At 55.1% G+C, this 24,330-nt stretch carries 23 protein-coding genes and 2 rRNA genes; 8 read left to right on the top strand and 17 right to left on the bottom strand.

All coding sequences use genetic code 11. The annotated features are described in order from the left end of the window. Positions 1-17: 17 nt before the first annotated feature. The 11 genes from acpS to rpoE all read right to left on the bottom strand — a co-directional run bounded on the left by acpS (position 18) and on the right by rpoE (position 9,558). The gene (gene acpS, locus CWM52_RS06545; RefSeq protein ID WP_100683362.1) at positions 18-398 is read right to left on the bottom strand and encodes a holo-ACP synthase; all 381 of its coding nucleotides are present in this window, start codon (positions 396-398) and stop codon (positions 18-20) included. After that, a complete protein-coding gene (gene pdxJ, locus CWM52_RS06550) occupies positions 398-1,129 on the bottom strand; it encodes a pyridoxine 5'-phosphate synthase (protein ID WP_100683363.1) in 732 nt (243 codons plus the stop codon). The genes acpS and pdxJ overlap by 1 nt, the downstream gene beginning before the upstream one ends. Before the next feature lie 8 nt (positions 1,130-1,137). Then, entirely contained in the window at positions 1,138-1,881 is a 744-nt protein-coding gene (gene recO, locus CWM52_RS06555) for a DNA repair protein RecO (RefSeq protein WP_100683388.1), read from the bottom strand. A gap of 131 nt (positions 1,882-2,012) precedes the next feature. Continuing rightward, positions 2,013-2,918 carry a GTPase Era gene (era, locus tag CWM52_RS06560; protein ID WP_100683364.1) on the bottom strand — a complete coding sequence of 302 codons (906 nt, stop codon included), beginning with the start codon at positions 2,916-2,918 and terminating at the stop codon, positions 2,013-2,015. Further along, entirely contained in the window at positions 2,915-3,595 is a 681-nt protein-coding gene (gene rnc / locus CWM52_RS06565; protein WP_002914065.1) for a ribonuclease III, read from the bottom strand. The genes era and rnc overlap by 4 nt, the downstream gene beginning before the upstream one ends. 295 nt (positions 3,596-3,890) lie before the next feature. Beyond that, positions 3,891-4,865, bottom strand: coding sequence for a signal peptidase I (gene lepB / locus CWM52_RS06570; RefSeq protein ID WP_100683365.1), 975 nt, complete (start codon positions 4,863-4,865; stop codon positions 3,891-3,893). 16 nt (positions 4,866-4,881) lie between these two features. Then, the gene (lepA, locus tag CWM52_RS06575) at positions 4,882-6,681 is read right to left on the bottom strand and encodes a translation elongation factor 4 (protein ID WP_100683366.1); all 1,800 of its coding nucleotides are present in this window, start codon (positions 6,679-6,681) and stop codon (positions 4,882-4,884) included. A gap of 187 nt (positions 6,682-6,868) precedes the next feature. Next, on the bottom strand, positions 6,869-7,348 hold the full coding sequence (gene rseC, locus CWM52_RS06580) for a SoxR-reducing system protein RseC (RefSeq protein ID WP_100683367.1): 480 nt from the start codon (positions 7,346-7,348) through the stop codon (positions 6,869-6,871). Then, a complete protein-coding gene (gene rseB, locus CWM52_RS06585) occupies positions 7,345-8,301 on the bottom strand; it encodes a sigma-E factor regulatory protein RseB (protein WP_100683368.1) in 957 nt (318 codons plus the stop codon). The genes rseC and rseB overlap by 4 nt, the downstream gene beginning before the upstream one ends. Further along, complete coding sequence (gene rseA / locus CWM52_RS06590; RefSeq protein WP_100683369.1) at positions 8,301-8,951, bottom strand: anti-sigma-E factor RseA; 651 nt, start codon at positions 8,949-8,951, stop codon at positions 8,301-8,303. Before rseA ends, rseB begins: the two co-directional genes overlap by 1 nt. 31 nt (positions 8,952-8,982) lie before the next feature. Continuing rightward, complete coding sequence (rpoE, locus tag CWM52_RS06595) at positions 8,983-9,558, bottom strand: RNA polymerase sigma factor RpoE (RefSeq protein ID WP_004866461.1); 576 nt, start codon at positions 9,556-9,558, stop codon at positions 8,983-8,985. Between the two features lie 421 nt (positions 9,559-9,979). Here rpoE and nadB point away from each other — a divergent pair, with 421 nt between their 5' ends. Then, complete coding sequence (nadB, locus tag CWM52_RS06605) at positions 9,980-11,599, top strand: L-aspartate oxidase (RefSeq protein ID WP_100683370.1); 1,620 nt, start codon at positions 9,980-9,982, stop codon at positions 11,597-11,599. Here the strand turns inward: nadB and trmN are convergent. Continuing rightward, positions 11,584-12,321: a tRNA(1)(Val) (adenine(37)-N(6))-methyltransferase TrmN gene (gene trmN / locus CWM52_RS06610; RefSeq protein WP_100683371.1), complete on the bottom strand. Its 738-nt coding sequence runs from the start codon at positions 12,319-12,321 to the stop codon at positions 11,584-11,586. The two genes, nadB and trmN, sit on opposite strands and share 16 nt — an antisense overlap. A 131-nt stretch (positions 12,322-12,452) precedes the next feature. Between trmN and srmB the strand changes: the two genes are divergently transcribed. After that, positions 12,453-13,778 carry an ATP-dependent RNA helicase SrmB gene (srmB, locus tag CWM52_RS06615; RefSeq protein ID WP_100683372.1) on the top strand — a complete coding sequence of 442 codons (1,326 nt, stop codon included), beginning with the start codon at positions 12,453-12,455 and terminating at the stop codon, positions 13,776-13,778. Between the two features lie 45 nt (positions 13,779-13,823). Here srmB and grcA read toward each other — a convergent pair whose 3' ends face one another. Beyond that, positions 13,824-14,207 carry an autonomous glycyl radical cofactor GrcA gene (gene grcA, locus CWM52_RS06620; RefSeq protein WP_100683373.1) on the bottom strand — a complete coding sequence of 128 codons (384 nt, stop codon included), beginning with the start codon at positions 14,205-14,207 and terminating at the stop codon, positions 13,824-13,826. A gap of 316 nt (positions 14,208-14,523) precedes the next feature. Here grcA and ung point away from each other — a divergent pair, with 316 nt between their 5' ends. Further along, positions 14,524-15,213 (top strand): uracil-DNA glycosylase, encoded by a 690-nt coding sequence (gene ung, locus CWM52_RS06625; protein ID WP_100683374.1) that lies wholly within the window; start codon positions 14,524-14,526, stop codon positions 15,211-15,213. A 66-nt stretch (positions 15,214-15,279) separates the two neighbouring features. Here the strand turns inward: ung and CWM52_RS06630 are convergent, their stop codons facing one another. Next, positions 15,280-16,350, bottom strand: a complete 1,071-nt coding sequence (locus CWM52_RS06630; protein WP_100683375.1) for a tRNA/rRNA methyltransferase — start codon at positions 16,348-16,350, stop codon at positions 15,280-15,282. A 203-nt stretch (positions 16,351-16,553) separates the two neighbouring features. On the opposite strand from CWM52_RS06630, the gene trxC reads away from it, so the two are divergent. The 5 genes from trxC (at position 16,554) to CWM52_RS06655 (ending at position 22,276) form a co-directional block, all read left to right on the top strand. Further along, positions 16,554-16,979 carry a thioredoxin TrxC gene (trxC, locus tag CWM52_RS06635; RefSeq protein WP_100683376.1) on the top strand — a complete coding sequence of 142 codons (426 nt, stop codon included), beginning with the start codon at positions 16,554-16,556 and terminating at the stop codon, positions 16,977-16,979. Between the two features lie 70 nt (positions 16,980-17,049). Next, positions 17,050-17,748, top strand: coding sequence for a tRNA-uridine aminocarboxypropyltransferase (locus tag CWM52_RS06640; protein ID WP_100683377.1), 699 nt, complete (start codon positions 17,050-17,052; stop codon positions 17,746-17,748). A gap of 35 nt (positions 17,749-17,783) precedes the next feature. Next, entirely contained in the window at positions 17,784-20,432 is a 2,649-nt protein-coding gene (locus tag CWM52_RS06645) for a bifunctional acetate--CoA ligase family protein/GNAT family N-acetyltransferase (protein ID WP_100683378.1), read from the top strand. Between the two features lie 123 nt (positions 20,433-20,555). After that, a complete protein-coding gene (pssA, locus tag CWM52_RS06650; protein WP_100683379.1) occupies positions 20,556-21,911 on the top strand; it encodes a CDP-diacylglycerol--serine O-phosphatidyltransferase in 1,356 nt (451 codons plus the stop codon). 41 nt (positions 21,912-21,952) lie between these two features. Continuing rightward, positions 21,953-22,276: a YfiM family lipoprotein gene (locus CWM52_RS06655; RefSeq protein WP_100683380.1), complete on the top strand. Its 324-nt coding sequence runs from the start codon at positions 21,953-21,955 to the stop codon at positions 22,274-22,276. A 2-nt stretch (positions 22,277-22,278) separates the two neighbouring features. Here CWM52_RS06655 and CWM52_RS06660 read toward each other — a convergent pair whose 3' ends face one another. The 3 genes from CWM52_RS06660 to CWM52_RS06670 form a co-directional block, all read right to left on the bottom strand. Then, positions 22,279-23,577 carry an MFS transporter gene (locus CWM52_RS06660; RefSeq protein WP_100683381.1) on the bottom strand — a complete coding sequence of 433 codons (1,299 nt, stop codon included), beginning with the start codon at positions 23,575-23,577 and terminating at the stop codon, positions 22,279-22,281. Positions 23,578-23,953: 376 nt separating this feature from the next. Beyond that, positions 23,954-24,069 (bottom strand): 5S ribosomal RNA (gene rrf / locus CWM52_RS06665). Positions 24,070-24,166: 97 nt separating this feature from the next. After that, positions 24,167-24,330: ribosomal RNA gene (locus CWM52_RS06670) — 23S ribosomal RNA — on the bottom strand; the annotation flags it as partial.

The raw sequence follows: 24,330 nt of genomic DNA on the forward strand, positions 1-24,330 counted from the left end.
ACCGCGGGCTGCGGGCGCTAACTCTCTACGATAACCGTGGCACAAGCGTAATGGCGCTCATCGGCCAGCGTCACGTGAATGCTTCTGACGCCCAGACGCTCCGCCAGACTCTTCGCCTCGCCCCATAAACGTAGCTTAGGTTTGCCCAGTTCGTCGTTGTAAACTTCGAACTGATTAAAAGCCAGACCGTTACGGATACCGGTTCCGAGGGCTTTCGCCGCCGCCTCTTTCACCGCAAAACGCTTTGCCAGAAAACGCACCGGCTGCTGGTGCTGCGCCCATATCGCCCACTCGTTGTCGCTGAGCACGCGCCGGGCGAGACGATCGCCGCTGCGGGCGATCACCGCTTCAATACGGGCAATTTCAACAATATCGGTGCCCAGCCCCAGAATAGCCATTACGCGCGAGCTTCCCGCATCAGGCGTTTCATTTCGGCAACCGCCTCTTTCAGGCCGCTCATCACCGCCCGACCGATGATCGCATGACCAATGTTCAGCTCATGCATCTGCGGAATGCGGGCAATTGCCTGCACGTTATGGTAGGTCAGGCCGTGACCGGCGTTAACCTTGAGGCCAAGGCTCGCGGCATAGGCGGCCGCCGTGGCGATACGCTCAAGCTCTTTTGCCTGCTGTGCGTCGGTTTCGGCGTCCGCATAGCAACCGGTATGGATTTCGATATACGGCGCGCCGACGTCCGCCGCAGCTTTAATTTGCTCGGCATCAGCATCAATGAACAGCGAGACCAGAATACCGGCATTGGCAAGACGCGTGCAGGCATCGCGCATTTTGTCGCGCTGACTGGCCACATCCAGACCGCCTTCCGTCGTCACTTCCTGACGTTTTTCCGGAACCAGGCAGCAGAAATGCGGTTTGGTCTCACAGGCGATGGTCAGCATCTCTTCGGTGACCGCCATCTCCAGGTTCATTCGGGTATCCAGCGTCTGGCGCAGAATGCGGACATCGCGGTCGGTAATGTGACGGCGGTCTTCGCGCAGGTGCACGGTAATTCCGTCGGCGCCAGCCTGTTCGGCGATAAAGGCCGCCTGTACCGGATCCGGATAGGCCGTGCCGCGAGCGTTACGCAGTGTCGCAATATGGTCAATATTGACCCCTAACAGTAATTCAGCCATGACAATCCTCATTGATCGTTATTCGTTTTATCTGCTGCTCGCGCCGCGAGGGCGGGCATAAACTGGCGAAACAGCTCCCGGCTCTTCAGCGGTTTACCGCCAAGATAGGGTTTCAGGGCGATACGGGTAAAGCGCTTTGCGGCACGTAGCGCATCGCTATCCGGGAACTCACGGTTAGCCAGCGCCTTCAGATGGTGCCCGGTAAAGGTGTTGTTATCAATAACCACGCTGGCGATGAAGCCTTTTTCTTCACGGTAGCGATAGGTCATGGTGTCATCCACCGCTTCGCCGCTGCCGGCACAGTGGAGGAAATCGACGCCATAGCCCAGATGCCCCAGCAGCGCCAGTTCAAAACGGCGCAATGCCGGCTCCGGCGTACCGCTTGCGCCAGCCAGCGCCTGCAGACAGTGCAGGTAATCGAAAAAGAGTTCGGAGAAGCGCGTTTCATGTTCGAGCACGCGGGAAAGCAGTTCATTGACATACAGGCCGCTGTAAAGCGTGATGCCGCTGAGCGGAAGAGACAATGACACGGCTTCGGCGCTGCGTAGCGTTTTCACTTCGCCACGGCCGCCAAAGCGCAGGAGTAAAGGGGTAAAAGGCTGGAGAGCGCCCTTGAGGTTGGAACGTCTGGAACGTGCGCCTTTTGCTACCAGGCGCACGCGACCCGACTCTTCCGTGAAGACGTCCAGCATCAGGCTGGTTTCGCTCCAGGGACGACTATGCAGAACGAAAGCGCGCTGCCAGCCTTCCATCATACTCGTCGTCTTTCAGGTTGCAGGTGCGTTGGCCGCACTCTTTCACCCCAGTCACTTACTAATGTAAGCTCCCGGGGACTCACGGTCTTGCCGCCTGCCTGCGCCGCGAAAGCCATGGCGTATCAAACTCAGAGATCGTCAACGTAACCGAGGCTGCGCAATGCGCGCTCGTCGTCGGCCCAGCCGGATTTGACCTTCACCCACAGTTCAAGATGCACCGGCGCTTCAAACATATCCTGCATGTCTTTACGCGCTTCAATGCCGATGGTTTTAATTTTGGCGCCTTTGTTGCCAATGACCATCTTCTTCTGACCTTCACGCTCAACCAGAATCAGGCCGTTAATATCATAACCGCCGCGTTCGTTAGCCTGGAAACGCTCGATCTCAACCGTCACCGAATACGGCAGCTCGGCGCCAAGGAAGCGCATCAGCTTTTCACGGATGATTTCGGAGGCCATAAAGCGCTGAGAACGGTCGGTAATATAATCTTCCGGGAAGTGATGAATCGCTTCCGGCAAATGTTTGCGTACGATCCCGGCGATGGTATCGACGTTCATCCCGGTTTCCGCAGAAATCGGTACGATATCGAGGAAGTTCATCTGGCTTGCCAGGAACTGCAGGTGTGGCAGCAAATCTGCCTTCTCCTGCACATTATCCACTTTATTGACCGCCAGGATCACCGGCGTTCTGGCATCGCGTAATTTGCCCAGCACCATTTCATCATCGGCCGTCCAGCGGGTGCCTTCGACAACAAAAATCACCAGTTCAACGTCACCAATAGAGCTGCTCGCCGCTTTGTTCATCAGGCGGTTGATCGCGCGTTTCTCTTCCATGTGCAGGCCCGGGGTATCCACATAAATTGCCTGATACGGCCCTTCGGTATGGATACCGACAATGCGGTGACGCGTGGTCTGCGCTTTACGGGAAGTGATCGAAATCTTCTGCCCAAGCAGATTATTCAACAGCGTGGATTTCCCCACGTTCGGGCGGCCAACAATGGCGACAAACCCACAATAAGTTTTCTCGGTGCTCATTCCAGCTCCAGCTTTTTCAGCGCCTGTTCGGCGGCAGCCTGCTCCGCCTTGCGACGGCTGGAACCTGTGCCTACCACCGGTTCACTCAGGCCACTGACCTGGCAGTGGATAGTAAATTCCTGATCGTGTGCTTCACCGCGCACCTGCACCACCAGATAGGAAGGCAGCGGCAGGTGGCGACCTTGCAGGTACTCCTGCAAACGGGTCTTTGGATCTTTTTGCTTATCGCCAGGACTGATTTCGTCCAGACGAGTCTGGTACCAGCTGAGAATCAGGCGCTCAACGTTCTGGATATCGCTGTCGAGGAAGACCCCGCCAATCAATGCTTCTACGGTATCCGCCAGAATAGACTCGCGACGGAAGCCGCCGCTTTTCAACTCACCCGGACCAAGGCGCAGACACTCACCCAGTTCAAACTCGCGGGCGATCTCCGCCAGCGTGTTACCTCGTACCAGCGTTGCGCGCATGCGGCTCATATCACCTTCGTCCACCCGAGGGAAACGATGATAGAGCGCATTGGCGATCACAAAACTCAGAATTGAGTCACCCAAAAACTCCAGGCGCTCATTGTGTTTGCTGCTGGCACTGCGATGAGTTAATGCCTGTTGCAACAGCTCCTGATGATGAAAAGTGTAGCCCAGCTTCCGTTGAAGCCGATTAATTACGATGGGGTTCATGCGTTACCAATAAATGAATGCGTCAAAAATGCAGCACACGAAACCGACCTGGGCAGCTCTGTCCCTGTTGAGATTGCCTGTGCGCTTGCCTGCCGCCTTTCTGCAACCCAAATTATTCAGAGTAAAATCAACCAACGCGGTTTCGTGTGCAGTGTCACTCTTGCGAGAGACAACCAAAACTTCGGGGGGATATTCTATACGCAACGACAATAGATGTCGTTAGTCTGAAGGGATTTAAATATTAAATAATTCACGCTGCCAATATTGCAGCGGCAGCGTGAATAAGGCAGGGAAATTAATGAATGCTGCCGATACGCGATAAACGCACGCCGGTCGGCCATTCACCTTCCTGTTTTTCAAAGCTCATCCAGATGGCCGTGGCTTTACCCACCAGGTTGGCCTCTGGCACAAAGCCCCAGTAACGGCTGTCGGCGCTGTTATCGCGGTTATCCCCCATCATGAAGTAGTGACCCGGCGGCACTATCCAGGTGGCCAACGGCAGGCCGGACTGGTGGTAGTACATTCCAACCTGATCCTGAGCAATCGGCACGGTCAGAATGCGGTGAGTCACCTCGCCCAGCGTCTCTTTGCGCTCGGTCAGACGAATGCCGTCAGCCTTGCTTTCGCCTTTCGGCAGCTGCCAGAAACCGCTGGTCGCTTCCCCGCCGTTCTGACGAGAGAACGTCTGGACGAAATCGCTGGGCTCAACGTTGGAGTAAGTCACCGGCAGTGCGTTACCACATGCCTGGCCGGAACTGCAGCCCGGCTGGATGGTGACCTGTTTTGCCACCGGATCGTAGGTGATCTTATCGCCCGGCAGGCCAACAGCACGCTTAATGTAGTCCAGACGCGGATCTTCCGGGTATTTAAACACCACGATATCGCCGCGTTTCGGATGACCGGTTTCGATCAGCGTTTTCTGGTAGATAGGATCTTTAATGCCGTAGGCAAACTTCTCCACCAGAATAAAATCGCCAATCAACAGCGTTGGCATCATCGAACCGGACGGAATTTGAAACGGCTCATAAATAAATGAGCGCACCACCAAAACGATCGCCAGCACCGGAAATACCGAGGCTGCCGTTTCCAGCCAGCCCGGTTTCGGGCCGACTTTCTTCAGCGTTTGCTTGTCGAGGCTATCACCGGTCGCTGCCTGAGCAGCGGCCTGACGTTCACGACGTTTTGGTGCAAAGATAAATTTATCCAGGCACCACAAAAGCCCCGTGATCACGGTTGCAATCACCAGGATCAGGGCAAACATGTTCGCCATGCCAACTCCTTAATGGTTATTTTCCGTCTTTACCGACGTGCAGAATAGCGAGGAACGCTTCCTGCGGCAGCTCAACGTTACCCACTTGCTTCATACGTTTCTTACCGTCTTTCTGCTTCTGCAGCAGCTTTTTCTTACGGCTGACGTCGCCGCCGTAGCATTTCGCCAGCACGTTTTTACGCAGTTGTTTAACGGTCGAACGGGCAATAATGTGGTTGCCGATAGCCGCCTGAATCGCGATATCGAACTGCTGGCGGGGGATCAGATCTTTCATCTTTTCCACCAGCTCACGACCACGGTACGGCGCATTATCGTTGTGGGTGATCAGCGCCAGCGCATCAACACGCTCGCCGTTGATCAGCACATCCACGCGAACCATGTTGGATGCCTGGAAACGTTTGAAGTTGTAATCCAGCGACGCGTAGCCACGGGAGGTGGACTTCAGGCGGTCAAAGAAATCGAGAACCACTTCCGCCATCGGAATTTCATAGGTCAGCGCAACTTGTTTACCGTGATAAACCATGTTGGTCTGCACGCCACGCTTTTCAATACACAGCGTGATAACGTTGCCCAGGAACTCCTGCGGCAGCAGCATGTGACACTCCGCGATCGGCTCACGCAGCTCCTGAATGTTATTCAGCGGCGGCAGCTTAGACGGGCTATCGACATAGATGACTTCTTTCGACGTGGTCTCCACTTCGTAGACTACCGTCGGCGCGGTGGTAATCAGATCCAGGTCGTATTCGCGTTCCAGACGCTCCTGGATGATTTCCATGTGCAGCAGGCCGAGGAAGCCGCAGCGGAAGCCGAAGCCCAGCGCCGTTGAACTTTCCGGCTCATAGAACAGAGAGGCATCGTTCAGGCTCAGCTTGCCCAGCGCATCGCGGAAGGCTTCATAGTCATCGGAACTCACCGGGAACAGACCGGCATACACCTGCGGTTTCACTTTCTTAAAGCCTGGCAGGGCCTTATCCGCCGGGTTACGCGACGTCGTCAGGGTATCGCCAACCGGAGCGCCGAGGATATCTTTAATGGCGCACACCAGCCAGCCTACCTCGCCGCATTTCAGCTCGGTACGATCAACCTGTTTTGGCGTGAAGATACCCAGACGGTCGGCGTTATAGACCTGACCGGTGCTCATAACTTTGATTTTGTCGCCTTTACGCATCGTGCCGTTTTTGATACGCACCAGCGAAACAACGCCAAGATAGTTATCGAACCAGGAGTCGATAATCAGCGCCTGCAGCGGGGCATCGGCATCACCTTCCGGCGGCGGAATATCACGCACCAGACGTTCCAGAACATCGGGAACGCCGACGCCGGTTTTCGCCGAACAGCGGACCGCATCGGCCGCATCGATACCGACGATGTCTTCGATTTCATCGGCTACGCGCTCCGGATCGGCAGCAGGCAGGTCGATTTTGTTGAGAACCGGCACCACTTCCAGATCCATTTCCATGGCGGTATAGCAGTTGGCCAGGGTCTGAGCTTCCACCCCCTGACCCGCATCGACCACCAGCAGCGCGCCTTCACATGCGGCGAGCGAACGTGACACCTCATAAGAGAAGTCGACGTGCCCCGGGGTATCGATAAAGTTCAGCTGGTAGGTTTCGCCGTTGGTCGCCTTGTAATCCAGGGTGACGCTTTGCGCCTTAATGGTGATACCACGCTCACGTTCAAGATCCATGGAGTCCAGTACCTGGGCTTCCATTTCACGATCGGAAAGGCCACCGCAAATCTGGATGATACGGTCAGACAACGTCGATTTACCGTGGTCGATATGAGCGATGATTGAAAAGTTACGTATATTCTTCATATGTTAGAGTTAATTATGCCTTACGCGTATCATGAGGCCACTGTTCTGTGCCTGACGTTTTTTAATCCGAAAACGCCGCATTCTACACTACATCCGCGAAACCAGGAAATGCTCTTACCAGCAGCAGAACCGTAGCAAATGATGTGTTCTGGCGGGGGTAATAAATCAAAAATAAAGGCCAGTGGAATCACTGGCCTGGTTCTGAAGAGGGTGTCTCTACGCGCACCAAATCTGGCGGCAGGCCAACGCTAATAATAACGGGCTGCCACGACTGGCGGGCGGCTAATCCGGGCGAAAGCCCGCGCGCCACCAGAAATCCACCGACGCCGCCGAGTAGCGCGCCACACAGCGAAGCGAAATCATTTGCAAACAGGGCCTGAAAAACAGACGCCATTGCAAACAGCCCAACCAGCGGCGCCATGTAGACCAAAACCGCCGAGCCCAGCAGGCTGCTTTCAGCAATCCCCAGCTCGACTTTTTGCCCGGCGGACAGCGGCTGTTCGCTGGCAACGCTGATCGTGTGGCTGGTTTGCGGCCCCAGCTTGTTGAGCACCCGACTGCCGCAGCCAGCGCGCGAGGCGCAACTGCTGCACGAGGCTTTAACGTCACAGTGCACCTGCGCCATGCCGTTATGCCAGGAGACGACCGTGGCCCATTCTTTAATCATTGTACTGCCCTGAATTTGATGCTGTCGGAGATGCGTTTAGCCGTTTGCGGCGGCAGCTCGCCAACCACGGTTATCTCGGCGTTATCACGTACCGTCGTGCTCACAGTGCGACGCCCGGTACGCAGCAGCTGATCGCTACTGTTTGCCGAGGCGCGGTTCACGTTTATCGAGAAGCTAAACAGCCCATCTGAGTACAGGCGAGATTCAACCGGACCATCAAACGTCGGCAGACGACGCTGACTGCTGGAGACTTCTGAGACGCCCTGCGGCAGCCAGGTTGGCGCCCAGTTGAAGTTGGCTTTATCGCCCCCTTCCGGCACCGACAGCAGGGGTGGCAGACTGGCTTTCGCCAGGGTCTCCATACTGCTGCTGACCTTATCGCCGACGTTAAAGGACACCACCCGGAACTGTTCCAGCGTTTCCCCGTCGCGGTCGAGCAAATCAACGCGCAGCGGCAGCCTGGTTTCCGCATCCAGCCAGACAATGTAGCTATAGCGCGTACCGTCCCGCGCAACAACGCGAATCACTTCACATAGCCGGTCGGCAATACGAGTGCGTCCGACAGAGATAAAGTCGTAGTAGGCAGCCAGTCGCTTAAAATCGGTATAGGCCAGCGAAGGCAATGAATCGACGATATAGTCGCCATTCAGCGTGAATGGATCGAGCCCCGGTTCAAAATAGCTGATTTCATTACCGCGCAGTACAACCTCCCGGCGTGGGCCGTCGAGTTGTAAAAGCTGGGCAAGAGGTTGATTGTTCAGCCGCGCGTGACGATAACGCAGCGACTCAACGCCCTGTTTGTTGATGCTGATGAAAGACAGCTCATAATTGAGGGACTGGCTGGCCAGGTTCATTTGCTGCAACAACGCCCCGGACGATGTATCAGCCGAGGCGTTGACAGAGAAGAACAGGCTGCCTGCCATGAGCGACATGGCACACCAAAGTTGCTTCATTACTGCGATTGCGTTCCTAAAGTTTGATAGCCTGGCACCTGAACAGCGGCTTGCTGAGTCTGGGCCTGACCAAACTGAAGCTGTTCTGCGTGCAGGCGACGCTGCAATTCATAGTCCTGCAGCATAGCATTAATACGGCGACGCTGTTCTTGCACCTGAGCCTGCTGGCCGCTCCCTGCCGACGCATCAGCCGGAACGCCAAGACTGACCGGGCTGGCTTTCCCCATCATTGGCATGGTGTTGAAAACAGGCGCTTCGGGCTGCTGAGCGGATTCGTTTTGCCCATTATACTGCTGGACGCCGACGATAACAGCAAGCGAAACGCACGCTGCAACCCCCATCTGAGTCAGTGAACTGGCCCACGGGCGGACTTTCTGCCAGAAAGGCATCTGACGCCACTGATGTGGTGCTGGCTGAGATTCAGGAATAAGCGGCACCGCCTGACGAACGGGCTCGTTCTCAATGGCGGCCATCACGCGGGCTGAGATATCAAAATGGAGCATCTCAGCGGTATCGCCTCGCAGCGAATCACGGATGAGATGGTAGCTCTCCCAGGTCTTTTGCATTTCAGAAGAACGGCTCAGCTCATTGAGCAGCTCGTTATCCAGCGTTTCACCATCCATTAAGGCCGAAAGTTTTTCTTTCTGCATGCCTGATACCCTTTTCAGTATTCCGCTATCGTCAACGCCTGATAAGCGGTTGAACTTTATTATCAATAGCTTCTCGTGCCCGAAAAATGCGTGAACGTACCGTTCCTACCGGGCAATCCATGATAGCGGCTATCTCTTCATAGCTCAGGCCATCCAGCTCCCGCAACGTAATTGCCATGCGTAAATCTTCCGGGAGTGATTCAATGGTACGAAAAACTATTTGTCTCAGTTCTTCTGACAACATTAAGTTCTCAGGGTTCGAAATTTCTTTTAGCGCCCCCCCACTTTCGAAGTTTTCCGCCTCATTGGCGTCAACATCGCTGGACGGTGGACGGCGTCCCTGAGCTACCAGATAATTCTTCGCCGTGTTGACGGCGATGCGATATAACCAGGTATAAAAAGCACTATCTCCCCGGAAGGACTCCAGCGCGCGCCATGCTTTTACGAACGATTCCTGAACAACGTCAGGGATATCGCCCGGCGGCACGTAGCGGGAGACCAGGCTCGCGACCTTATGCTGATAGCGCACCACCAGCAAGTTAAACGCTTTCTGATCTCCTTTCTGGACCCGTTCGACGAGGACCTGATCCGTTAACTGCTCGCTCATCCGAGGTAATGTCTCCCCAAACCCAATTCCCATGCGTCTTCAAAGCACTACCCAATCACTGCAATATGAGCAAGCAGACGATTGGAGTGTTTGAAAACAATAAAGTTCCGTTACGCCTTTGATTTTTGTCTGGCAACGGCGGACGATTTGTTATCTCTCATTATATGTCCCGCAACTCAACGCCAGGTAAGATGATGAAGAAAAAGCGTAAGGTCCGCCAGAAGGGTAACGTAACATCGCTTTTATTTCACTATAAAATCTGAAGCTAACGACCTGCCTCGCAAATATTTTCTTTCGTTTACACTGCGCCGCCCCACCCGCTTATGTTTAGTTTCCACAACGGCCAGTAAAAAAAATGTACGAATCATCACGACCTGGTGCTATTGTGGCAAAAATGTGTTTAGTAAATTAAACAAAGACGATGAATACTACTCCTGACTTCTCCTGTGATGTGCTGATTATCGGCAGCGGCGCTGCCGGTTTGTCCCTTGCGCTACGTCTGGCGGAGCACAGCTCCGTCGCCGTACTGAGCAAAGGCCCTGTCAGCGAAGGTTCCACGCTGTACGCGCAGGGCGGCATTGCCGCCGTTTTTGATGAAACCGACAGCGTGGAATCTCACGTTGAAGATACGCTCATCGCCGGGGCCGGCCTGTGCGATCGCCATGCTGTCTCTTTCGTCGCCAGCAACGCCAAATCTTGTGTGCAATGGCTTATCGATCAGGGTGTGCTGTTTGATACCCAGACCCAGGCCAACGGCGAACAGAGCTACCACCTGACCCGTGAAGGTGGCCATAGCCATCGCCGGATTCTCCACGCGGCCGATGCCACCGGTAAAGCGGTGGAAACGACGCTGGTTGGCCAGGCGCTCGCGCACCCGAATATTCGTATTCTGGAGCGGAGTAACGCCGTTGATTTGATCATTTCCGATAAAATCGGCCTGCCGGGGACGCGCCGTGTGGTTGGCGCCTGGATCTGGAACCGGAACAAAGAAAAGGTTGAGACCTGCCGCGCGAAATCCGTAGTACTGGCCACCGGCGGGGCGGCGAAAGTCTATCAGTACACCACCAATCCGGACGTCTCCTCCGGCGATGGCATTGCTATGGCCTGGCGCGCCGGCTGTCGCGTGGCCAACCTCGAATTCAACCAGTTTCACCCCACCGCGTTGTACCATCCGCAGGCGCGCAATTTCCTGTTAACCGAAGCATTACGCGGCGAGGGCGCATACCTGAAACGCCCGGACGGAACCCGGTTTATGCCCGATTTTGACGAACGTGGCGAGCTGGCTCCACGCGATATCGTCGCCCGCGCGATTGACCATGAGATGAAACGCCTCGGCGTCGATTGTATGTATCTCGACATCAGCCATAAGCCTGAAGCCTTTATTCGTCAGCATTTCCCGATGATCTACGAAAAACTGCTCGGCCTGGGTATCGATTTGACAAAAGAGCCCGTCCCGATTGTCCCCGCCGCCCACTATACCTGCGGCGGCGTGATGGTTGATGACAACGGACGTACTGATGTTGACGGGCTGTATGCGATTGGCGAAGTGAGCTACACCGGGCTGCACGGAGCTAACCGCATGGCGTCAAATTCGCTGCTCGAATGCCTGGTCTACGGCTGGTCCGCCGCCGAGGATATTCTCCGGCGTCTGCCGCTGGCGCAACCGGTTAACAGCCTCCCTTCCTGGGATGAGAGTCAGGTTGAGATCCCCGATGAACTGGTGGTGATTCAACATAACTGGCACGAGCTAAGATTATTGATGTGGGACTACGTGGGGATTGTCCGCACCACTCGTCGGCTGGAGCGTGCGCTACGACGAATTACCATGTTGCAGCAGGAACTCGACGAATATTACGCCCGCTTCCGCGTGTCGAACAATTTGCTGGAGCTGCGCAACCTGGTGCAGGTAGCCGAGCTGATCGTTCGCTGCGCAATGCAGCGTAAAGAGAGCCGCGGGCTGCACTATACGCTGGATTACCCGCAACAACTTGCGGATAGCGGCCCGTCGATTCTGTCACCTCTGGCTCACATAAAGAGGTAAAAGTCCTGGGTCAGGGCAGTAAACCCTTCGGAGTATTGCTGCTCAGGCCCACGGATAATCAGCCGATCGCTAAAACACTCCCCGGCGGTCGGCGAGAAAGCCAGCAGTACGCGGTGCGGCGGGCGCATTTCTGTTTCCGCGACATCGGTGCGTAAACGCAGATGCCAGCCCATAGTTTCGGCGCGTTGAACAAACGCATTACCAATATCCACCGGTAACACCACGCAGAAAAAGCCCTCTTCGGTGATCGACTCCGCGGCGCAGGTTAAGAGCGTGACGTGATCGAGCGTGGTCGTATATCGCGCCTGCTCGCGCTGCGATGTCGCACAGGGCACGCCTTCGGTAAAAAAAGGCGGGTTGCTGACAATCAGTTCATAACGGCGGGTCTGCGCAGGCTGCCACTGTTGAATATCACCCTGATGCACCTGGATACGCGCCCCCCACGGGGAGGTCGCCACGTTTTCGCGCGCCTGCGCTGTCGCCTCTTCATCAAGCTCTACCGCATCCAGCATGACCCGGTTGTCGGTTCGCTGAGCCAGCATTAAAGCCAGCAAACCGCTACCGGTCCCGATATCCAGCACGTGTTTGACCTGCGCGATCGGCGCCCACGCGCCAAGCAAAATGCCGTCAGTGCCCACTTTCATCGCACAGCGGTCGTGGGCAATAAAGAACTGTTTAAACGTAAAACCATTGCGCGGCAGCGCAAACTTCGACTGAGACATCCTGAATAACCTTGCGAACAAAAACTCCTGAGCCTGAAGCTATGCACAATACCGGAGAACAGATAGCCTTACAAACAGATGAACATTACGCCCGTAACGTCTATAATCGTCGGTCCACTCAGAGGTAGATCATGACTGTAACGACTTTTTCCGAACTTGAACTCGACGAAAACCTTCTGGAAGCCCTCCAGGAAAAAGGTTTCACACGCCCGACAGCCATTCAGGCCGCCGCTATTCCGCCTGCGCTTGATGGCCGTGATATTCTCGGTTCAGCCCCGACAGGTACCGGTAAAACAGCGGCGTATCTGCTGCCAGCGTTGCAGCACCTGCTTGATTTCCCGCGTAAGAAGTCGGGGCCGCCGCGTATTCTTATCCTGACGCCGACCCGTGAGCTGGCGATGCAGGTTGCCGACCATGCCCGTGAGCTGGCCGCCCACACACATCTGGACATTGCCACCATCACCGGCGGTGTCGCATACATGAACCACGCGGAAGTGTTCAGCGAGAACCAGGATATCGTGGTCGCCACCACCGGCCGCCTGCTGCAATATATTAAAGAAGAAAACTTCGACTGCCGGGCGGTCGAAACGCTGATCCTCGATGAAGCGGATCGTATGCTGGACATGGGCTTCGCGCAGGATATTGAGCACATTGCCGGTGAAACCCGCTGGCGTAAGCAGACCATGCTGTTTTCCGCGACCCTCGAAGGCGATGCCATTAAAGACTTTGCCGAGCGCCTGCTGGAAGAGCCCGTTGAAGTCTCCGCCAGTCCCTCCACGCGTGAACGTAAGAAAATTCATCAGTGGTACTATCGCGCCGATGACATTAAGCATAAAACCGCGCTCCTGGTTAACCTGCTGAAACAGCCGGATGCGACCCGCTCTATCGTCTTTGTGCGTAAGCGCGAGCGCGTTCATGAACTGGCCTCCTGGCTGCGCGAAGCGGGGATCAATACCTGCTGGCTGGAAGGCGAAATGGTGCAGGCCAAGCGTAACGAAGCAATCAAACGGATGACCGACGGTCGTATGAATGTACTGATTGCCACCGACGTCGCTGCCCGCGGGATAGATATTCCGGACGTGAGCCACGTTTTCAACTTTGACATGCCGCGCACGGCGGATACCTATCTGCATCGTATCGGACGCACCGGCCGCGCGGGGAAAAAAGGCGTTGCCATTTCCCTGGTTGAAGCTCATGACCATCTGCTGTTGGGTAAAATTGGCCGCTATATTGACGAGCCGCTCAAAGCGCGCGTTATTGATGAACTGCGCCCGACAACCCGCGCACCGAGCGAGAAGCAGACCGGTAAGCCATCCAAAAAGGTACTGGCTAAACGCGCCGAGCAGAAAAAAGAGAAAGATAAAGAGAAATCGCGCGTGAAGAAACGTCACCGCGACGCCAAAAATGTTGGCAAGCGCCGTAAACCAAGCGGTAGCGCGGGTGAAAATCAGCAGTAAAAAAAACGCCGGGATATCCCGGCGTTTTTATATTGAAGCCTCGACTTACAGGCTTTCAGTAAAGGTACGAGCAATAACGTCGCGCTGCTGTTCTGGCGTCAGGGAGTTGAAGCGTACCGCGTAGCCAGAGACACGAATCGTCAGCTGCGGATATTTTTCCGGATGTTCAACCGCATCCAGCAGCGTTTCACGACGCAGCACGTTAACGTTCAGATGCTGGCCACCTTCTACACGGACTTCCGGTTTCACATCGAGCGGAATTTCGCGATATTCGATGTCACCCAGTTTATTGACCGCAACCACGTCATCTTCAGCAAAGCTTCCTTTTGCACACAGGCAGCGGGCCTCGCCTTTTTCGCTATCCAGCAGCCAGAAAGAGTTCAGCAGGTCGTCGTTTGCAGCTTTAGTAATTTGGATACCAGTAATCATGTGATGCCTCCCTTAGGCAATATTTATTCGTCTTTTTGGCCCATTCCCGGCCAATTGGTAAAACCATTGTTGTCTGAGTGTATGTATATCAGCCAGACAACCGGCATTCATTGACTTAAATCAACAAAAACCACTCAATAAAAATGGGTATAGAGGGATATTATTGTTTTATATCAAGTTACGCCAGAAGCCATGCAAAATATTTTTGTAAATTTTCAATTTTTTTTGCATGCGAAACGTCAGTCTGACGCCGTGGATTTTGTTATGCAGAAAGAAGCAGTTAAGCTATAGCGATGACACTTTGCAGGAGAGCAAGATGACCCCCCCATTGACCTGGCACGACGTGCTGGCGGAAGAGAAGCAGCAGCCCTATTTTGTGAATACCCTGAAAACCGTCGCCGAAGAGCGCCAGTCGGGTATGACGATTTATCCGCCGCAAAAAGATGTCTTTAATGCCTTTCGTTATACCGAACTTGGCGATGTCAAAGTGGTTATTCTTGGTCAGGATCCTTATCATGGGCCCGGACAGGCGCACGGCCTGGCCTTCTCCGTACTGCCGGGAATCCAGACGCCGCCGTCGCTGTTAAATATGTATAAAGAACTGGAAGGGACGATCCCGGGATTCAGCCGTCCTACGCACGGTTATCTGGAAAGCTGGGCGCGACAAGGGGTGCTGCTGCTCAATACCGTCCTGACGGTGCGGGCGGGTCAGGCCCATTCGCATGCCAGCCTTGGCTGGGAAACCTTTACCGATAAGGTCATTTCATTGATCAACGAACATCGGGAAGGGGTCGTGTTTTTACTGTGGGGCGCCCATGCGCAGAAAAAAGGGGCGATTATCGACAGGAAACGTCATTGCGTGCTAAAAGCGCCGCATCCTTCGCCGCTTTCCGCCCATCGCGGTTTCTTCGGTAGTAATCACTTCGTCCAGACTAACCAGTGGCTGGCCGAGCGCGGCGAGTCCCCCATTGACTGGATGCCGGTATTACCGACCGCAGATGCTTAGTCTCCGCCTTTCGCAGACACAAAAATGCCAGCGTGACGCTGGCATTTTTTCAATTGAACTCAGCCATCAGGCCTTGTTCTGACGCCACCACTCGGCCAGCAATATGCCGGTCGCCACGGAGACGTTCAGGCTTTCTACATTGCCGGTACCTTCAATGGCCACATTCAGATCGGCGCTGGAGATCGCCGCATCAGACAGGCCATCGCGCTCCTGGCCTAATGCCAGCACCATTTTCTTCGGCAGCTCGGCCTTATGCAACGGCGTGCCGTTGTGGCTGGAGGTCGAAACAATGGCGTAGCCCGCTTTGCGGAACTGCTCCAGAGTGTCAATAAAGCTGTCGCCGGTGACAGGCTCCACGTGTTCTGCACCGCCTTCCGCGGTACGGATTGCCGCGCCAGATTCCAGCATGCCGGCATCCTGCACCACCACACCCTTCACGCCAAAATGCGCGCAGCTACGCATGATCGCACCGAGGTTGTGCGGGTTACCGACATCTTCCAGCGCCAGAACGCAATCTTCGGCGTCGGCTTTGGCGACCCACTGAGCCACCGAGGTACCGTTACGTTTCTTAATCAGGAAGCAAACGCCGCCGTGATGCTCGGTACCGGACGCTTTTGCCAGTTCAGCCTCATCAACCACGTGATAAGCTTTGCGGTTCGCCGCCATCCAGCGCAGCGCCTCTTTGAAACGCGGGGTGACGCTCTGCACAAACCAGGCGCGAACAATCGCTTCCGGACGGCTCTGAAACAGCGCCTGACAAGCATTCTCACCGTAAACGCGGGTCTCTTCCGCGCGCTGACGACGCAACACTTCCGGATCGATAAAGCTTTTGCCGCTGATCCCGCCGTGATCCGGCTTCACCGCCGCATCATCGTTTGGCGCACGCGAGACGGTACGCCACGGAGAAGAGCTGTCACGATCGAAATCATCGCGTTTACGATCGTCACGTTTGCGGTCATCACCGCGGCTGTTACGTTCATCGCGGGCAGGGCGGCTACGGCCGTCAACACGAGATTTTCCTGGGCGCCCTCCCCCTTTCCCGGTACGCGGGTTATGGGTGCGTCTGTCAGAATCATCATCACTGCGGACATACATCACTTTGACCTTGCCGCTTTTATTTTTCAGTTCGTCGCTCATCAATTTTCTCCACCTGCGCTGCGCGAAGCGCGAAGATTACCCGATGTGTCACCGCTGCGCCATGATTTCGTTTAAAAGATAGGGTCTATCGTATTCATCGAACAAAACACATTGTTGTTTAATAGCAGCTAATCGATAATATGTAACATTAAAGAAACAAATCGGCCACGCGCCACGCTGCAACCCATAACCAGAGGTTAGTTATGAATACCGTTTGTGCCAGTTGTCAGGCTCTGAACCGCATCCCCGACGATCGTCACGCCGATGGCGCTAAGTGCGGACGCTGCGGCCACGATCTTTTTGACGGCGATGTCATCAACGCGACCGGGGCAACGCTGGATAAACTACTGAAGGACGATCTGCCCGTTGTTGTCGATTTCTGGGCGCCATGGTGCGGTCCTTGTCGTAATTTTGCGCCGATCTTTGAAGACGTCGCGGAAGAACGCAGCGGCAAGATGCGCTTCGTCAAAGTGAACACCGAAGCCGAACGCGAGCTGAGCGCGCGTTTCCGCATCCGCAGTATCCCGACCATTATGATCTTTAAAAAAGGCGAAGTCATCGACATGCTTAACGGCGCGGTACCGAAAGCACCGTTCGATAACTGGCTGAATGAAGCTAACGCGCAGTAAACCTTCCGGGGCACAGCTTGTGCCCCTTTTTCACCTCTGCGACAATGGCGTTTTTTCTTAGCGACACTTTATGATTGATAACGCCGTCCTTCGCCTTCGCGCCGAACGTCTCGCTCGCGCGACCCGCCCTTTTCTCGCGCGTGGTAACCGGGTCCATCGCTGCCAACGCTGTCTGTTACCGTTGAAGCAGTGCCTGTGCGCGACCCTGATGCCGGCAACGGCCACCTGTCGTTTCTGCCTGGTGATGTTCGATACCGAGCCGATGAAGCCAAGCAATACCGGACGCCTCATTGCCGATATCCTGCCGGACACGGAAGCCTTTCAATGGTCGCGAACCGAGCCGCCGCAGGCGTTACTCGATCTGGTCGCCAACCCCGATTACCAGCCAATGGTGGTTTTCCCGGCCTCTTACGCGGGAGCGGAACGCCAGGTACTGAGCGCCCCGCCGGCGGGGAAACCGCCGCTGTTTATCATGCTCGACGGAACCTGGACCGAAGCGCGCAAAATGTTCCGCAAAAGCCCGTATCTTGATACGCTGCCGATCATATCTGTCGATCTGTCACGCATTTCAGCCTACCACCTGAGAGAAGCCCATGCCGATGGGCAGTACTGCACCGCAGAAGTCGCCATTGCGCTGCTCGACCTTGCTGAAGACCACACGGCCGCGCGCGCGCTCGGGGACCATTTTAGCCTGTTCCGCGCCCGCTATCTGGCGGGAAAAACCCAGCATAAGGGCAGCATCACAGCACAAATGGCGGAAAGCGTTTAAAATCATTCGGTCACTGGGGATTAAAGGAGACCGGAATGAGCCAACGAGGCCTGGAAGCACTGCTGCGGCCGAAGTCGATCGCCGTTATTGGCGCATCAATGAAACCACAGCGCGCCGGTTATCTGATGATGCGTAACCTGCTGGCCGGGGGGTTCAACGGCCCGGTCTTACCCGTCACCCCGGCCTGGAAAGCCGTTCAGGGCGTACTGGCCTGGCCGACCATCGACAGCCTGCCCTTCACCCCGGACCTGGCCGTGCTCTGTACCAACGCCCGGCGAAACCCCGAGCTGCTGGACGCTCTGGGAAAAAAGGGCTGCAAGACCTGCATTATTCTCTCCTCCCCGGCGGAACAATATCCTCTGCTACTGGAATGCGCCGCACGCTACCAGATGCGCCTGCTTGGCCCTAACAGCCTCGGCCTGCTTGCGCCCTGGCAGGGGCTGAATGCCAGCTTTTCGCCGGTACCGATTCATCGCGGCAAACTGGCGTTTATCTCCCAGTCCGCAGCAGTTTCCAATACCATTCTTGACTGGGCGCAGCAGCGCGAGATGGGCTTCTCTTATTTTATTGCGCTTGGGGATAGCCTGGATATTGATGTCGACGATCTCCTTGATTTCCTTGCCCGCGATAGTAAAACCAGCGCCATTCTGCTCTATCTTGAACACCTGAGCGACGCCCGGCGCTTCGTGTCCGCGGCACGCAGCGCATCGCGTAATAAACCGATCCTGGTTATCAAAAGCGGCCGCAGTCCAGCCGCGCAAAAGCTGCTCCATGTCAATTCAGGCATGGATCCTGCCTGGGACGCTGCGATTCAGCGGGCGGGGTTATTGCGCGTACAGGATACTCATGAACTCTTCTCTGCGGTTGAAACTCTCAGCCATATGCGCCCGCTGCGCGGCGAGAAACTGATGATCATCAGCAACGGTGCCGCCCCTGCGGCGCTGGCGCTGGATGAACTGTGGTTACGAAACGGCAAACTTGCCACCCTCAGCGAAGAGAGCGCGGAAAAACTACGCCAGGCGCTACCGGGTAGTATCGACATCGCGAACCCGCTGGATCTCCGTGATGATGCCAGCAGCGAACACTATCTCAAGGCGCTGAACGTTCTGCTGGATAGCCAGGACTACGACGCCCTGCTGGTGATTCATTCCCCCAGCGCCGCCGCACCGGGAACTGAAAGCGCCCTGGCGCTGATCGACGCGCTGAAACACCATCCGCGCGGTAAATATGTCACGGTCCTGACGAACTGGTGTGGCGAATTCTCTTCTCAGGAAGCCCGCCGCTTGTTCAGCGATGCGGGGCTGCCAACCTACCGCACGCCGGAAGGAACCATTACCGCTTTTATGCACATGGTGGAATACCGACGTAATCAGAAGCAGCTCCGGGAGACGCCGGTTTTGTCGGATATGGTGACCGCCAATACCGCAGAAGCCCATATGTTGTTGCAACAGGCGATTGGCGAAGGCGCCCGTTCGTTAGACACCCATGAAGTAAGCCCGGTATTGCACGCCTACGGGATCCACACCTTACCGACCTGGATTGCCGCCGACAGCGCCGAGGCGGTGCACATCGCCGAGCAAATTGGCTATCCGGTGGCGCTGAAACTGCGTTCACCGGATATTCCGCACAAATCGGAAGTTCAGGGCGTGATGCTCTATTTGCGGACCGCCGTGGAAGTACAGCAGGCGGCGGATGCTATTTTCGACCGCGTCAAAATGGCCTGGCCTCAGGCACGTATTCACGGTCTGCTGGTACAAAGTATGGCCAACCGCGCCGGCGCGCAGGAGCTGCGGGTCGTCGTTGAGCACGATCCGGTGTTCGGCCCGCTGATTATGTTGGGCGAAGGCGGCGTCGAATGGCGCGCGGAAGATCAGGCCGCCGTCGCCCTGCCGCCGTTAAATATGAATCTGGCCCGCTATCTGGTTATCCAGGCGATCAAAAGTAAGAAGATCCGTGGCCGCAGCGCGCTACGCCCGCTGGATGTTTCGGGTCTGAGCCAACTTCTGGTCCAGGTATCGAATCTGATCGTCGATTGCCCGGAGATCCAGCGGCTGGATATTCACCCGCTGCTCGCTTCGGGTAACGAGTTCACCGCGCTTGACGTCACGCTGGCCCTTGCCCCGTTTACCGGCGATAGCGAAAGTCGGCTGGCCATCCGCCCTTATCCGCAGCAGCAGGAAGAGTGGGTGGTGATGAAAAATGGCGAGCGCTGTCTGTTCCGCCCGATCCTGCCGGAAGATGAACCACTGCTTCAGGCTTTTATCGGCCAGGTGACGAAAGAAGATCTGTACTATCGTTATTTCAGCGAAATCAATGAATTTACTCATGATGACTTAGCCAATATGACGCAGATCGACTACGATCGAGAAATGGCGTTTGTTGCCGTACGCGCCAGTGCCGAAGGCAATGAGATCCTTGGCGTAACGCGAGCCATCTCCGATCCTGACAACATTGATGCGGAATTTGCCGTCCTGGTTCGCTCTGACCTGAAAGGGTTAGGTTTAGGCCGGCGGCTGCTGGAAAAGCTGATTGCCTACACGCAAAGCCACGGTCTGCAGCGGCTAAATGGCATCACCATGCCTAATAACAGAGGCATGATCGGCCTTGCCAGGAAGCTGGGGTTCGCGGTTGATATTCAGCTGGAAGACGGAATTGTGAGTTTGTCCCTGCAACTGGCAGCATAACAATCATAAACTGGCGACCGCAATTGTTGACCACATTCGCGAACAGTAATGTTATTATTGCCCGCTTACGTCGTCTGCATGGTACAGAAGACCCTTCAATAAACAGAGAAGAAACGCACTGTGATGTTGTCAAAATTTAAGCGTAATAAACATCAACAACACCTTGCCCAACTCCCTAAGCTTTCTCAGTCAGTTGATGATATCGAGTTCTTTTACGCTCCTGCGGATTTCCGGCAAGCGTTACTGGCAAAGATAGCCCACGCCACCCAGCGTATTTGTATTGTTGCGCTCTATCTGGAGCAGGATGATGGCGGCAAAGGAATTCTGCAGGCACTTTACGATGCCAAGCGCCAGCGTCCGGAGTTAGATGTTCGCGTTCTGGTTGACTGGCATCGCGCCCAGCGTGGACGCATTGGCGCGGCGGCAGCGAACACCAATGCCGACTGGTACTGTCGCATGGCGCAGGAAAACCCCGGCATCGATGTTCCGGTTTATGGCGTGCCGGTCAATACCCGGGAAGCCCTCGGCGTGCTGCACTTCAAAGGTTTCATTATCGATGATTGCGTCCTGTACAGCGGCGCAAGCCTGAACGATGTCTATCTGCATCAGCATGATAAGTATCGTTACGACCGCTATCAGTGTATTCGCAATGGCAAAATGGCCGATGTGATGTTCGGTTGGGTCGAGCACAACCTGGTGGAAGGCCGCGGCGTCAATCGCCTCGACAGCGCCGATCGCCCGAAAAGCCCGGAAATCAAAAATGATATCCGCCAGTATCGCCAGGAACTGCGTGACAGCGGCTATCATTTCTCTGGCAATGCGGATGACGATCGGCTGTCGGTCACGCCGCTGGTCGGTCTGGGCAAATCGAGCCTGCTGAATAAAACCATCTTCCATCTTATGCCCTGCGCTGAGCGTAAGCTGACGATTTGTACGCCCTATTTCAACCTTCCGGCTCTTCTGGTGCGTAACATTATTCAGCTACTGCGTAGCGGAAAGCAGGTAGAGATTATTGTTGGCGATAAAACAGCAAATGACTTCTACATCCCTGAAGATCAGCCGTTTAAGATTATCGGCGCGCTCCCCTATCTGTATGAAATCAACCTCCGCCGCTTCCTCAGTCGACTGCAGTATTATGTTAATACTGATCAGCTGATTGTTCGTCTGTGGAAAGATGACGATAACAGCTATCACCTTAAGGGAATGTGGGTTGATGATGAGTGGATGCTGCTCACCGGCAACAACCTCAATCCGCGCGCCTGGCGCCTGGATCTGGAAAATGCGATTCTGATTCACGATCCGCAGCATCAGCTCGGCGCGATGCGTGAAAAAGAGCTGCGTCTGATTCGCCAGCACACGACGGTCGTTAAACACTATCGCGACCTGCAAAGCATTGCGGATTATCCGGTCAAGGTACGCAAACTGATTCGCCGCCTGAGGCGTATCCGTATCGACCGCCTGATCAGCCGTATTCTCTGAATATCTGCCCCGCATCGTCGGGGCTTTTTTCTGGAATGTGTATGCGTACTTTCATTATTATTGCCCCGTTGCTGCTTACCGGCTGTAGCCATATGGCACATGACTCATGGAGCGGCCAGGATAAGGCTCAGCATTTTCTGGCCTCGGCGATGCTCTCGGCGGCCGGTAACGAATATGCCCAGCATCAGGGCTACAATCGTGACCGAAGCGCGGCCATCGGCCTGATGTTCTCCGTCAGTCTGGGGGCGTCGAAAGAACTCTGGGACAGCCGCCCGGCAGGAAGCGGCTGGAGCTGGAAAGATTTCGCGTGGGATGTGGCCGGTGCCACGACGGGCTATGCCGTGTGGCAGCTGGCGCACCAGTAGATCTAAAGTCGTAACCCCTTGCCCTTACGGTGCAGCATCAGAGAGACCAGAAAGGCAATCGCGCTCATCACGGTAACGTACCAGTAAAAGACATGCTCAACGCCGACCGATTTTAGCGACAGCGCGACGTACTCAGCCGAGCCGCCAAACAGAGCATTTGCCACGGCATATGACAAGCCAACGCCTAATGCGCGTACCTGAGCCGGGAACATTTCCGCCTTCAAAATACCGCTGATCGAGGTATAGAAGCTCACGATCATCAGCGCACAGATAACCAAACCAAATGCGGCATAAGGTGAGGTTACGCCCTGCAGCGCACTCAAGACAGGCACGGTAAAGAGCGTCGCTAATGAGCCAAAACAGAGCATTGATGTCCGGCGACCTATTTTATCCGATAGCGCGCCAAATAGCGGCTGAGCCAGCATATAGACAAACAGCGCCGCAGTCATAATCACGCTGGCCGTACCGGCACTCATGCCCGCCGTATTAACCAGGTATTTCTGCATATAGGTGGTGAAGGTATAAAAGCTTAACGACCCGGCGGCGGTGAAACCCAAGACCATCAGAAATGCTTTGCGATTGCGCCATAACCCTTTGAACGAGCCGGCCTCTTTTAATGCCCGCGTCTCCTGCTTAGATGTTTCATCCAGCTGGCGACGTAGCCACAGGGCCACAACAGCAAGTACCGCCCCAAGCGCAAACGGTATCCGCCATCCCCAGGCATGCAGTTGCTCGTCGCTAAGAATTTGCTGTAGGGCCACCACCACAAGCACGGCCAGAAGCTGACCGCCGATGAGCGTCACGTACTGGAATGATGCGTAGAAGCCTTTCTTGCCTTCTACAGCAACCTCACTCATGTAGGTTGCACTGGTACCGTACTCCCCCCCGACGGATATCCCCTGAAACAGACGCGCCAGAAGTAATAAGGCCGGCGCCCATGTGCCAATCGTTGCATAGCCGGGCAGACAGACAATCACCAGCGATCCCATGCACATCATGCATACGGAAATGAGCATCGAGGCTTTACGTCCGCGGCGGTCAGCAATACGACCAAACAGCCATCCGCCAATCGGGCGCATCAGGAAACCCGCGGCAAAAACCCCGGCGGTTTGTAATAGCTGAGTGGTGGTATTTCCGGAAGGAAAGAAGATATGTGCAAAATAGAGAGAGCAGAATGAATAGACATAAAAATCAAACCATTCAACCAGATTCCCCGAAGATGCGCCTACAATCGCCCATATGCGGCGGCGGGTGTCGCTTTGCTCCAGCGCACCCCGTTCATTAATACTGCTTTCTGCCATTGTCATCCTGCTCCAGCAAAGACTGCAATCTGTCTTTTCGGGCGTGCCACGTCACTGAGACAAATCAATTAGTGAAACAAATGTTATATAATTGTTATTGATTTATATGTGATTCAATTCACGTTTTTTTTCGTCGCGTGGTTTTCGGGATTAACGCCAGAGCATGAACGGGAATAAAGTGAAATATGGTGGGGAGGTGGTCATGGCAGGCTTTTATGTCGTCTGAACAAACAGACAGATTGCTGCCAGACGCCTGACTGACGGATTATCGGGACAAAAACGCAAAAACCCGTCCGTGAGGACGGGCTGCTTTCGCCATAAACCGCAGATAAACAAAAGGCCCGGTCTTTCGACCGGGCCTTTTGTTTTATTTGATGCCTGGCAGTTCCCTACTCTCACATGGGGAGACCCCACACTACCATCGGCGCTACGGCGTTTCACTTCTGAGTTCGGCATGGGGTCAGGTGGGACCACCGCGCTAGTGCCGCCAGGCAAATTCTGTTTTCACCCCGCATTCCTGCGTGATGATTAATCTGTAATCAAACTGAAAATCAATGTCGTCTCTTCGCCAAAACAGCTTCGGCGTTGTAAGGTTAAGCCTCACGGTTCATTAGTATCGGTTAGCTCAACGTATCGCTACGCTTACACATCCGACCTATCAACGTCGTCGTCTTCAACGTTCCTTCAGGACTCTCAAGGAGTCAGGGAGAACTCATCTCGGGGCAAGTTTCGTGCTTAGATGCTTTCAGCACT

It is taken from the genome of Raoultella sp. T31, assembly GCF_002806725.1.
Lineage (GTDB): Bacteria > Pseudomonadota > Gammaproteobacteria > Enterobacterales > Enterobacteriaceae > Klebsiella > Klebsiella electrica.